General features: G+C 36.6%; 10 protein-coding genes. All 10 read right to left on the minus strand.

Annotation, left to right across the window (positions count from 1 at the left end; genetic code table 11):
• Position 1 precedes the first annotated feature (1 nt).
• Positions 2-2,680, minus strand: coding sequence for a DNA mismatch repair protein MutS (gene mutS / locus BAQ46_RS06450; protein WP_061131610.1), 2,679 nt, complete (start codon positions 2,678-2,680; stop codon positions 2-4).
• Between the two features lie 181 nt (positions 2,681-2,861).
• On the minus strand, positions 2,862-3,404 hold the full coding sequence (gene cotE, locus BAQ46_RS06455; RefSeq protein WP_001288798.1) for an outer spore coat protein CotE: 543 nt from the start codon (positions 3,402-3,404) through the stop codon (positions 2,862-2,864).
• A 125-nt stretch (positions 3,405-3,529) separates the two neighbouring features.
• Positions 3,530-3,961 carry a YlbF/YmcA family competence regulator gene (locus tag BAQ46_RS06460; protein ID WP_000870462.1) on the minus strand — a complete coding sequence of 144 codons (432 nt, stop codon included), beginning with the start codon at positions 3,959-3,961 and terminating at the stop codon, positions 3,530-3,532.
• Between the two features lie 3 nt (positions 3,962-3,964).
• Complete coding sequence (gene miaB, locus BAQ46_RS06465) at positions 3,965-5,494, minus strand: tRNA (N6-isopentenyl adenosine(37)-C2)-methylthiotransferase MiaB (RefSeq protein WP_001005403.1); 1,530 nt, start codon at positions 5,492-5,494, stop codon at positions 3,965-3,967.
• A gap of 427 nt (positions 5,495-5,921) precedes the next feature.
• A complete protein-coding gene (locus BAQ46_RS06470; protein ID WP_071741798.1) occupies positions 5,922-6,788 on the minus strand; it encodes a 2-oxoacid:ferredoxin oxidoreductase subunit beta in 867 nt (288 codons plus the stop codon).
• A complete protein-coding gene (locus BAQ46_RS06475; protein WP_061131609.1) occupies positions 6,775-8,532 on the minus strand; it encodes a 2-oxoacid:acceptor oxidoreductase subunit alpha in 1,758 nt (585 codons plus the stop codon). The genes BAQ46_RS06470 and BAQ46_RS06475 overlap by 14 nt, the downstream gene beginning before the upstream one ends.
• A gap of 227 nt (positions 8,533-8,759) precedes the next feature.
• Complete coding sequence (locus tag BAQ46_RS06480; RefSeq protein WP_000688035.1) at positions 8,760-9,683, minus strand: dipeptidase; 924 nt, start codon at positions 9,681-9,683, stop codon at positions 8,760-8,762.
• A gap of 58 nt (positions 9,684-9,741) precedes the next feature.
• Entirely contained in the window at positions 9,742-10,002 is a 261-nt protein-coding gene (gene spoVS, locus BAQ46_RS06485) for a stage V sporulation protein SpoVS (protein ID WP_000404341.1), read from the minus strand.
• A gap of 148 nt (positions 10,003-10,150) precedes the next feature.
• The gene (locus BAQ46_RS06490; RefSeq protein WP_001221095.1) at positions 10,151-10,945 is read right to left on the minus strand and encodes a TIGR00282 family metallophosphoesterase; all 795 of its coding nucleotides are present in this window, start codon (positions 10,943-10,945) and stop codon (positions 10,151-10,153) included.
• A gap of 164 nt (positions 10,946-11,109) precedes the next feature.
• Entirely contained in the window at positions 11,110-12,672 is a 1,563-nt protein-coding gene (gene rny / locus BAQ46_RS06495; protein WP_000099774.1) for a ribonuclease Y, read from the minus strand.
• Positions 12,673-12,813 lie beyond the last annotated feature (141 nt).

A 12,813-nucleotide genomic window follows, 5' to 3' on the forward strand; every position in this document is an offset into this window, starting at 1 on the left:
CTCATCCTTTCTTTAACTTTTTTTGTAAGCGATACAGTTCGTTCATCGCTTCTAAAGGTGTCATATCAAGTAAATCAATTTTTTTAATTTGCGTCAGTACTGCCGTTTCTTTTGCATCTAAAACTGGCTTGTCTTGTTTTTTCGAAGATTGTTCTCCACCAAAGAATGATAGTTGTGATTCTTCTTCAGTCTCTGCTTTCGTCTCTTCTATTTCTACTGGTTCTTCTTTTACAACTACAGGCTCTGGAATAACTTCTTGCGCCTGCGCTTTCACTTCTACACGCTTTGGAATAATAATTTCTTCCTGTCCTTCAAGTTGCGCTAATACTTCTTTCGCTCGAGCGATTAAGCTATCTGGAAGCTCTGCAAGTTGCGCAACGTGAATTCCGTAACTTTTATCTGCTGCCCCGTCTTGAATTTTATGAAGGAATACTACTTTTCCGTTCTCTTCAATAGCTGAAACGTGTACATTCTTCAGTTGATCTAAACTGTCTTCTAGCACTGTCAATTCATGATAATGTGTAGAGAATAACGTTTTTGCACCAATTTGGTCGTGAATATGTTCAATGATTGCTTGTGCAAGTGCCATACCATCATACGTAGATGTACCGCGTCCAATTTCATCGAATAAAATTAAACTTCTTTCTGATGCATTTGCAATGGCATTTTTCGCTTCTAACATTTCGACCATAAATGTACTTTGACCTGAAATTAAATCATCCGCCGCGCCAATTCTCGTAAAGATTTGGTCAAATACAGGTAATACTGCTTCTGTTGCTGGTACGAAACAACCAATTTGCGACATAACCGTTACAAGTGCTAATTGTCTCATATACGTACTTTTACCAGACATGTTCGGTCCTGTAATTAAAAATACATCCATATTCTCTGGCATAATACAATCATTCGGTACATACAATTTCCCGTTCAATACTTTTTCAACGACAGGATGACGACCATCTTTAATAAAGATTTCGCGCTTCGTTGTTAGTACAGGTTTTACAAACTGTTCTTCTTCACTAACTGTTGCAAAACTTTGCAGTACGTCTAATTCACTAATTACTTTCGCTAAATGCTGTAATTTCGGAATAAATACTTTTACTTCTTCACGAAGCGCTGTAAATAAATCGTATTCTAGTTGTACAATTTTTTCTTCAGCTTCTAAGATTAATGTTTCTTTTTCTTTTAGTTCATCTGTAATGAAACGTTCCGCATTAGCAAGCGTTTGTTTACGCTCGTAGCGGCCTTCTGGTAATGCTCCAAGGTTCGCTTTCGTTACTTCAATGTAGTAACCGAAAATACGGTTGTATCCAATTTTCAACGATTTAATTCCTGTAATATCACGCTCTCGTTTTTCAAGCTCAGCAATCCACGTTTTTCCGTTTTTACTCACATAGCGATATTGATCAAGCTTGTCATTATAACCATCTTTAATAATATCTCCATCTTTAATAGAAAGCGGTGGATTTTCTTGAATACTTCTTCCTAGTAATTCTGTTAAGCTCTCACATGGATCTGCACCTTGAATTAATCTCGCTGCATACGCGTTATCTAACAAACTAATCGCTTCTAAAATAGCTGGTACTTGCAGTAAAGATCGTCTTAACTGTAATAAGTCCCTTGCATTGACATTACCGAATGCAACTTTCCCTGCTAAACGTTCTAAATCATATACTTCTTTTAACTTTTCTTTTAAATCTTCACGCAAGAAGTAATCATTTACAAACGTTTCAACCATTTCTAAACGCTCTTCGATTCGTTCTTTCTGTATAAGTGGACGTTCCATCCACTGTTTTAACATACGACCACCCATAGCCGTTTTCGTCTTATCTAATAGCCATAATAATGATCCTGTTTTTTCTTTCGTTCGAAGTGTTTCTGTCAGCTCTAAATTTCGCTTTGAATGCACATCAATTTTCATAAATTGATTCGTATAATAAATTTCCACAGGCTGTAAATGATCTAATGAACGTTTTTGCGTTCTTATTACATAGTTAAATAAGCGTCCAACTGCTTTAATTAACTTTGCTTGTGAAACATTTTTCACAAGATGTTCTAACCCTTCTGGGATTGCCGTTGCATCTTCATATGAAATCGTCATTTTTAACGTTTCCGTTAACTTGTTTAGTTCATCTTTAGAAAAGGAAGAATCTACAACAATTTCTTTCGAACCAGTTGCATACACTTCTAATAAAATATCCTCTACTGAACCAGTCAATAACGTTACTGTATTTTGCCCAGTCGTTAAATCGTTACAAGCTAACGCATATGATCCATCTTCAAAATGTGTTAATGCGGCTAAAAAGTTATTTTCTTTCTCATCAATCGTACGCCCTTCCATCATCGTTCCTGGCGTAATTAATTGTACGACTTCACGGCGCACTACACCTTTAGCTGTTTTTGGGTCTTCTACTTGCTCACAAACCGCTACTTTATATCCTTTTTCAACAAGTTGTTCAATATAGTTTTTAGCCGCATGATACGGTACACCGCACATCGGTATACGTTCACTACTACCACCGTCTCGGCTCGTTAATGTAATTTCAAGTTCGTGGGCTGCTTTAACCGCATCCTCAAAGAACATTTCATAAAAATCACCTAAGCGGAAAAATAAAAAGGCATCTTGATAGTCTGCCTTAACTTTTAAATATTGCTGTATCATAGGCGTATATTGCGTCATACTTATCCTCCATAATTCTTACATAATAATCTATATTCATATATGTCACATTTCACGGACACTCTTATCTCCTATTTCAGGAGTCTTTCTTCATTATAGCACATTTCATTAGCAATCATGTTCATCTAAGCACCACTTATGTAAAGTAAAAAGCTAGGAAGAACTTCTCCCTAGCTTTCTATTACTCTTCTTCTGCATCAACGATAAAGTTCGGATCTAACTCTTCAAACTCATCATCTTCAATTTGGAAAGCATCATCTGATTCTACACAACCTTCAGGGTTTACACTTACACAAATTTTCGTTTCGCCAACTACTTCTGTTACAAATTCACGTTCTACCGTTACAACAATTTTATTACCATTTGGTGATACAAGAGCTTCTAAACAATTTGGTGGCTGAATGACACGAGCAATAATTTCTAAATCATCACCAGAAAAGTTTTTATCACGATATCCAATGCTTACTTCATCTGTGTAGTTTACACGTTCTGTTACAACTTCTGTCTTTGTATTGCCATCGAATGAATACCAAGTGTTCACATCATAGAAACCTTCAATTTCCACATGTTTTCCATTCTTTCTTGCTTCGTACGAGTGGTTAATTACCCAGCACCCTAAAATACTTGTTGGCTCATTATTCGATTCACATGTATGCGTTGACTTTGTATACTTACGTCCTTTTCCAACCACTGCTTTTGTAATAATCTCTCTAAATTCGGACATTCGTAACCCTCCTCAATCACTATTCACTTAATCATATGCGTGACAATAGCGGAATGTGTCATTCTTTTTTTGAGAAGAACTTACGTTTAATCCACTAAAAAAAGAGATGTCAATTCGACATCTCTTTAACAACCACAATTTCCTTTTTTACTTTCTACCGCTGCGCCCGTTTCACCCTTCAATACATCGCCATTAGTTGAAATTAATATTTCATCTGTTACGTTGTTAGAAATCGTACTTGCAACTAGCTGTAGTAAGTCATTTACATATGTTTGTGAAGATTTAAATTCTTGTACAACTGGGATGCTATCTAACTTATCTTGCAGGGCATCAATTTCAGCTTCTACTTTTTTCAAAGCTTCCCATTTCCCGTAATGTTGCAAGTTTACTGCTTGTTTTTGCAGTGCTTTAATTTCATCAATTGCGCGCTTCACATTTTCATTTTTATGAATTTGTGCCTCTGCTTTCTTAAAGAAATCAACTTCTTCTGTTTCAGAAATCATTTTTGCTAATTCTTTCGCTTGCTCAACAATTTCATCTTTCGAATATACTTTCATCTATTATTCCACCTCAATCGGCTCTTCAACTAATTCTCCGTTAAGAGACCAAGTTTTTGCATCCGTTACTTTTACTTTCACAAGCTGACCAATTAAAGACTTTGGAGCAACAAAGTTTACAAGTTTATTTGTACGAGTATAACCTGCAAGTACTTCTGGATTATTTTTACTCTCTCCATCAACTAACACTTCTACAATTTGACCTTTATAACGATTATTCTTTTCAATTGCCAATTTATTTACTAATGCATTTAAGCGTTGAAGACGTTCTTTCTTTACTTCCATCGGTACATTGTCTTTCATTTTTGCAGCTGGTGTACCTTCACGCGGAGAATAAATAAAGGTAAAGGCAGTATCAAACCCTACTTCACGATATAACGACATCGTTTCTTCAAATTGCTCATCTGTTTCATTCGGGAAACCGACAATAATATCAGTTGTTAATACCGCGTTTGGAATTGCTTCTTTAATTTTTCTTACAAGCTCTAAATAATGCTCACGTGAATATTTACGCGCCATAATTTTTAACATTTCTGTGCTTCCAGATTGAACTGGTAAGTGAATATGTTCTACTAAGTTGCCACCTTTTCCAAGCACTTCAATTAAGTGATCATCGAAATCGCGTGGATGGCTCGTTGTAAAACGAATACGGGCAATATCAACTTTACGGAGCTCGTCCATTAAATCGCCAAGACCGTATTCTATATCTTCAAAGTCTTTACCATATGCATTTACGTTCTGTCCAAGTAACGTAATTTCTTTATAACCATTCGCAGCTAAATGACGAATCTCTTGGATAATGTCTTCTGGACGTCTGCTTCGCTCTTTTCCGCGTGTATACGGTACGATACAATATGTACAGAACTTATCACAGCCATACATAATATTTACCCAAGCTTTAATATCACCACGACGTACTTTCGGAAGATTTTCAATTACGTCTCCTTCTTTGGACCAAACTTCAACTACCGTCTCCTTCGAGAACATTGCATCTTTTAGAATGTACGGTAATCTATGAATATTATGCGTTCCAAACACCATATCTACATGCTGATTTTTTTGCATAATTTTATTTACAACAGATTCCTCTTGGGACATACAACCACATACACCAATTAAAAGATCAGGATTTCTTCGTTTTAGTGCCTTTAAATGCCCTAGTTCACCGAACACTTTATTTTCAGCATTTTCACGAATAGCACAAGTATTTAATAATACTACATCTGCTTCTTCAGTTGAAAAGGTTGGTTCATATCCAAGTGCAGTGAAAATACCCGCCATTACTTCTGTATCGTGCTCATTCATTTGACAACCATATGTACGAATATAAAACTTTCTTCCTGTACCGAAATTGCGAAACTCTTCAGGTAAGCCAAAATCCCGTTCAATTTTAACTTCTTCTTTCCCTCGTTTTTTCGCGTCTTTTAAGGAAGGTGGTTGGTATACACTTTCAAAGTATTTACTATAATCTTTCTCTTCTTTTTTCGTAGAGGAATTCACTTGTTGACTTGCTAATCGTTGTTGCTCGTTCATCGGTAATCTCCTTTCACCCTTAACTATACACACTTTATAGTCCATTTTAATGCGCTTAGACCCACCTCAAAAATGGTTAGATAGCTTGAGAGATACTTGTCCTTTGAAACTTGAGTAATCAATCTAATCATCTATAAGAATGAAGTCTTCCCCACACAAATAGACATTCCCTTTTTGTATTTCTTTTGTCCTACTCAAAAGCATATTGCTTTATCCCTATACACATTACCATAGTATGAAGTGTTTCGCCAATTTTTACAAAGAAGAAGGCTTATCCTATTATTACATTTCCTAGTTAATGAACATGCAATTTTCATACAACGATTCATATATTATTTTACCATTCTGAATTTTCTAAGTAAATAAGACTACCTTATATTTTCACTCATAAAAAAAGGTTGCCAAATGGCAACCTCCTCTTCTTATATTACATAAATTCAGCAACAAGTTCATCAAACATTTTCTGATCCATGTTTAAATCAGATTGCACTAAAGGCTTCTCACTATAGCCTTTTACTAGTTCTTGGTATGAAGGTTGCGCTGTATTTTGATAAATTAACCCTGTTACTAATCCGTTGTTTTCCATTAATGTTTGCATAGCCATCATGCGATTAGACGAATCATATCCCTCTACTGTACTTAGTTTTGTTAAATTCTCTTTAAACCAATCGTAAGTATTTACTTTATTGTAAGTAACACATGGGCTGAATACGTTAATTAATGAAAATCCTTTATGGTTAATACCAGCTTCAATAATTTGTGTTAATTCTTTTAAATCACTTGAAAGGCTTTGTGCCACAAATGTTGCACCAGCTGTTAAAGCCATTTCCATAACATTTAGTGACGGTTCAATTGAACCTTGTGGTGTACTTTTCGTTTTAAATCCAGCTTCACTACGTGGTGAAGTTTGCCCTTTTGTTAATCCATAAATTTGGTTATCCATTACGATGTACGTAATGTCAATGTTACGACGAATAGAATGGATCGTATGTCCCATACCAATCGCAAATCCATCACCGTCACCACCTGATGCGATAACTGTTAAATCACGGTTTGCCATTTTTACACCTTGTGCAATTGGAAGGGCACGACCATGAATACTATGCACACCATATGAATTAATATAACCTGAAATACGACCTGAACAGCCGATACCAGAAATAACAGCAAGTTCATCTGGATTTAAGCCAACGTTAGCTGCCGCACGTTGAATTGCAGCTTGCACCGAGAAGTCTCCGCAACCTGGGCACCAGTTTGGTTTTACACTGTTACGAAAGTCCTTAAATGTTGCCATTTAATACAACCCCTTTTTTGCATTCGTTGTAAATCTCTTTCGGCAAGAATGGGTTCCCATCATATTTTAAAAGACTAGAAATTTTCTCACCGTTACCAAGATTCATTTTCATAATGTTAGCAAGTTGACCTGTTGCATTGTTTTCTACCACTACAACACGCTTCGCATTTTTCACAAGTGGATCGATTTCAGCTGTTGGGAACGGGTGAATTAAACGCACATGAGCATGGTTTACTTTCATACCCTCTTGTTCTAAGCGCTCCATTGCTTCTTCGATCGCACCACGAGTTGAGTTAAATCCAACAAGCAATACGTCTGCTTCTTCATGCTTAACATTTTTATAAACAGGGGTATTAAACTTCAAGTTCTCCATTTTACGGAAACGTTTGTCCATTTGATCTTTACGGTTTAATGCTGATTCAGATGGTTTACCAGTTTCATCATGTTCTACACCTGTAACATGGTGAACACCATTTTTCATACCAGGTAAAACACGTGGTGAAACGCCATCTTCTGTTACTTCATAACGCTTGAAGTATGCTTTATTTTCACGTTCTGGTAATTCCGCTTCTAAATCAAGCTTACCACGACGAATTTCCACTTTATCTAACTTAAGTGGTTCTACTGTCTGTTTCCCTAAAGAAAGCTGTAAATCTGTTAAGAAAATAACAGGTACTTGATATTCTTCAGATAAGTTAAACGCTTCTACAATATCATAGAAAGCTTCTTCCACTGTACTTGGCGCCATTACGATTTTTGGAATTTCACCGTGCGTACCGTAAATCATTGCCATTAAATCAGACTGCTCTTGTTTCGTTGGTAATCCTGTACTTGGACCACCACGTTGTGTATCAACAATTACTAATGGCGTTTCTGTAATGCCTGCTAAACCAATCGCTTCCATCATTAAAGATAGACCTGGACCAGCAGATGCAGTTAATGTACGAACACCAGCATAGTTTGCACCGATTGCCATTGTACAAGCTGCAATTTCATCCTCAGTTTGGATTACTGTTCCGCCGACTTTTGGCAATTTTTTAATTAAGTATTCCATAATTTCAGATGCAGGTGTAATTGGATATGCAGACATAAAGCGAGCACCACCAGCTACTGCACCAAATGCGATCGCATCGTTCCCAATCATAAACATGCGCTTCTGACCATCAGCTTTTTCAAGCTGCATCATGTTTACTTTCTCACCTAGTAACTCTTTCATATATTGAGAGCCGCGCTTAATTGCTTCCATGTTCTTTTGAACGACTTGCTCTCCTTTACGACCAAAGATCTCTTCAACAACATCTAAATAAGCTGTTTCATCTAATCCTAATACCGCACTTGATGCTCCAACAGCAACCATGTTTTTCATTAATGATGTGCCTAATTCTGAAGCAATATCTGTAAACGGTATCACATATAGATTTACATCTGTATTGTCAGGTATTGTCGGATTAAATTTCGCATCTGCAACTACAATCCCGCCCGGACGTAGTTCGTGGAAGTTAAAATCAATTGTTTCTTGATCAAAAGCAATTAAAATATCTAAATCATCTGAGATCGCGCGTACTTCTGTTGTACTTACACGAATTTTATTATTTGTATGGCCGCCTTTTATACGTGATGAGAAGTGGCGGTAACCGTATAGGTAATATCCTAATCGGTTTAATGCAATACAGAAGATTTCTCCTGTACTTTCAATTCCTTCACCTTGTTGGCCTCCAACTTTCCATGAAAGTTGACTAATCATCTCCTACACCCCTTTTGGCTGCATTCATTGTAGTGTATTTTTTTACAGTAATAGTTTAGCATTTTTTATGCAAATAAACTACAATGGACGCAAATTATGCCTCTTCTGATTTCCCTGAATCTTTAGTATAAAGCTATTTTGTTTTTCATTCTAGTATTAGGTCTTAAAAAAAGCAATAATATCAAATGAATTAATTCTAATTTTTCTGGATTTTTAAAACAAAAATTTTAAAAGCTTATATGTTCAACAAAATTATCATATAAAAATCGCTCTACAGTAGATGCAGCATAGTGTTTACAAAGCTCGTTCATTACATTTTCATAATCTCGATACGCTGATACATTTACAACTGTTTCTACTATCCCATCAAAATCCGAACCAAACCCTATATTGTTCTCTCCACCTAATGAACAAATATATTCGATATGTCTTACTATATCTGCTACATTCGCTTGTTTTTCATTTGTTAGAAACTGCGGTACAAAAGTGACACCGATCATGCCATTTCGCTTTATAAGAGCTTTAAGTTGTTCATCGTTTAAATTACGTGGGTGCTGACAAAGTTTCATACAATTTGAGTGGGAAGCAATAGGATTTTTTGCAATTTCAATCACATCCCAAAAACTTCTTTCATTCAAATGAGACACATCAGTCCATACATGTAACGCATTCAGTTCTTGTACAACATGTTTACCAGAAGTCGTTAAACCTGCCCCACGTGTCTCTAGCGCACCATCAGCTAATAGATTGGCATAATTCCATGTTAGTCCAAAAGAACGTACTCCTAGGCGATACAACAACCGTAATTTCATTGCATCTTTTCCAATTGCTTCGCATCCTTCTAATGTTAATATCGCTCCAATCTCGTCCTGTTTTAACATGTTCATATCATCTTTTGTCTGAATAAACTTCACACCTGGTAAGGATAAAATTTCATTATAAAAAATATCTACCATTTGCAATGCTACTTCAAATCGGTTTTCATATGCCACTGTTTCTGGCACATATATAGCAAAACATTGTATACTTCCTTTTCTGTTCTTTAACTGTTCAAATGTAATATGTAATTGCGAATCATGTTTAAAATCCTTTTTCCCTTGTGCACTCCATAACTGAAGAAGCACATCACAATGAGCATCAAAAATTTTCATTTTCATTCCTCCATTATAAAAACAACCTGTTTGCATACTGCAAACAGGTTGTTTAAACTTAACGAGGTTCTACAATTAATTTTATTGCTGTACGTTCTTCCCCATCAATCATGATATCCGTAAACGCTGGGATACAAATCAGGTCCAAACCACTAGGCGCTACAAATCCTCTTGCAATTGCTACTGCCTTTACCGCTTGGTTCAATGCACCTGCACCAATGGCTTGAATTTCTGCTGTTCCGCGTTCGCGAATAACACCTGCAAGTGCACCAGCTACAGAATTAGGGACCGACGTTGCTTTAACTTTTAATATTTCCATTCCGCGTTTCCTCCTCGTTTCTATAAAAAGTATTAGCAATTATTTCACTTTAACTTATATTCACGAGGAATGACACGTATTCCTGCTAAATTTCTGTAATTTTTCTAAAAAATTAAAAAATAATAATTTATCTAAATTTTAATAGGAATTACTCAAAAAATGGCTGATCATCATTAATTAAGATACGCTCAATTTTCTTAGCTTTTCCCGTATTAGGGTCCACATCAATTAGCACTGCACTTAATTGTGTTCTACCATTTGTCACTTCAAATCGTACTGGTAAGTTTGTTAAAAACTTCTTCAATACTGCTTCTCGGTCCATACCTAAAATTCCATCGTACGGCCCTGTCATACCAACATCTGTGATATATGCCGTTCCGCTTGGTAAAATGCGATTATCTGCTGTAGGAACATGCGTATGTGTACCTACTACCGCTGTAGCACGACCATCTACATACCAACCTAACGCTTGTTTTTCGCTTGTAGTTTCCGCATGGAAATCAACAAAAATAATATTCGTACGTTTTTTCGCAATGTTAATTAATTCATCCACTTTACGGAATGGACAATCAATTGGAGGAAGGAACGTACGTCCTTGTAAGTTAATAACTGCAACTTCTGTTCCATTACAGTTCACAAAAATAAGCCCTTTTCCTGGAGTGCCTTCTGGGAAGTTAGCTGGTCTTGCAAGATATTTTGCATCATCAATAAATTCAAATACTTCACGGTTATCCCAAGCGTGATTTCCAAGTGTAACCGCTTGTGCTCCGCATTCTAAAAAGTTTCGGTATATTTTTTCCGTAATTCCACGTCCACCTGCTGCATTTTCCCCATTAATAATGGTTACTGTAGGTGTATATTTCTTCTTTAATGCCGGTACGTATTGTTGAATCATACCTCTACCAGGAGATCCTACTACATCCCCAACAAATAATATTCTCATATGTCTTACCCTTCCTATGTACTACATTTTTTATTACTATAGCTTCAAGTAATTATCTTACAATATATTTATTATAAGTTTGTTTCACTTGTATGCTAGGTATAACTAATTTCCTTTATTTTAACCAATTCCAACACAAAAAAATAAAGTGGTGTTTCACCACTTTATTTTGCGTATTCCACTGCACGTGTTTCACGAATAACAGTTACTTTAATATGCCCTGGGTAATCCAGTTCATTTTCAATACGTTTTCGAATATCACGAGCTAAACGATGAGCTTCTAAATCATCAATTGTATCTGGTTTTACCAGAATACGAACTTCTCGTCCTGCTTGAATTGCGAAAGATTTTTCTACGCCTTCATAAGACTCTGAAATCTCTTCTAACTTTTCGAGACGACGAATATAGTTCTCAAGTGTTTCACTACGAGCTCCAGGTCTTGCAGCTGATAATGCATCTGCTGCTGCAACTAAAACTGCAATGATAGAAGTTGGTTCTGTGTCCCCATGGTGAGATGCAATACTGTTTATAACTACAGGATGCTCTTTATATTTCGTTGCGAGTTCAACACCAATTTCAACGTGGCTACCTTCTACTTCATGGTCAATCGCTTTACCGATATCATGTAATAGACCAGCACGTCTTGCTAGTTTTTCATCCTCACCAAGCTCTGCTGCCATAAGTCCAGTTAAATATGCAACTTCCATAGAGTGTTTTAAGACGTTTTGCCCGTAACTTGTACGGTATTTTAAACGACCTAAAATCTTAATTAAATCTGGATGTAAACCGTGAACACCCACTTCAAACGTTGTTTGCTCTCCAACTTCACGAATATACTCGTCCACTTCACGTCTTGATTTTTCGACCATCTCTTCAATACGCGCTGGGTGAATACGTCCGTCCTGTACTAGTTTATCAAGAGCGATACGAGCTGTTTCACGACGAATTGGGTCGAATCCAGAAAGGATAACCGCTTCTGGTGTATCATCGATAATTAGGTCAATACCTGTTAACGTTTCTAACGTACGAATATTTCGACCTTCACGTCCGATAATACGTCCCTTCATTTCGTCATTTGGAAGATTTACAACCGAAACGGTTGTTTCAGCAACATGATCAGCTGCACATCTCTGCATTGCAAGAGATAAAATCTCTTTCGCTTTCTTATCCGCTTCTTCTTTCGCACGAACTTCACTTTCTTTTACCATTACGGCAATTTCATGAGAAACTTCACTTTCTACTTTACCAAGAATAATTGCTTTCGCTTGTTCGCGTGTCAGATTGGAAATGCGCTCTAATTCTGTTTGTTGCTTTTGAACTAACTCTCCCACTTTGCTTTCCAACTCTTCAATCTGTTGTTGTCTCGCTACAAGAGAATCCTCTTTCTTTTCTAACTGTTGCTCGCGTTTATCGAGCGTTTCGTCTTTACGATCAAGGTTCTCTTCTTTTTGCATTAAACGATTTTCTTGTTTTTGTAATTCGCTTCTACGGTCACGAATTTCTAATTCAGCTTCTGTACGAAGTGTATGAATTTCATCCTTTGCTTCTAAAAGCGCTTCTTTCTTAAGTGCTTCAGCCTCACGATTCGCTTCGTCTAGAATACGTTTCGCTTCATTGGCTGCACCATTAATCTTCGCTTCAGCAATAGACTTTCGAACAAAAAAGCCAACAACTGCACCGACTGTTGCAAGCAAAATGGAGATGAGTATCCAAACTGTACTACTCATGATTTCACCTCCCCTTGCTATGAATGAAAAAAGACTGTCGGCATGTACATTGAATACCAACATACAGCAAAGACCGTCGTCCCGCTTTTTTAAGGGACTTTCTTCATTTCACAATTAAAATGTCATATTATTATTTCGGCA

It is taken from the genome of Bacillus paranthracis (assembly GCF_001883995.1).
GTDB classification, from domain to species: domain Bacteria; phylum Bacillota; class Bacilli; order Bacillales; family Bacillaceae_G; genus Bacillus_A; species Bacillus_A paranthracis.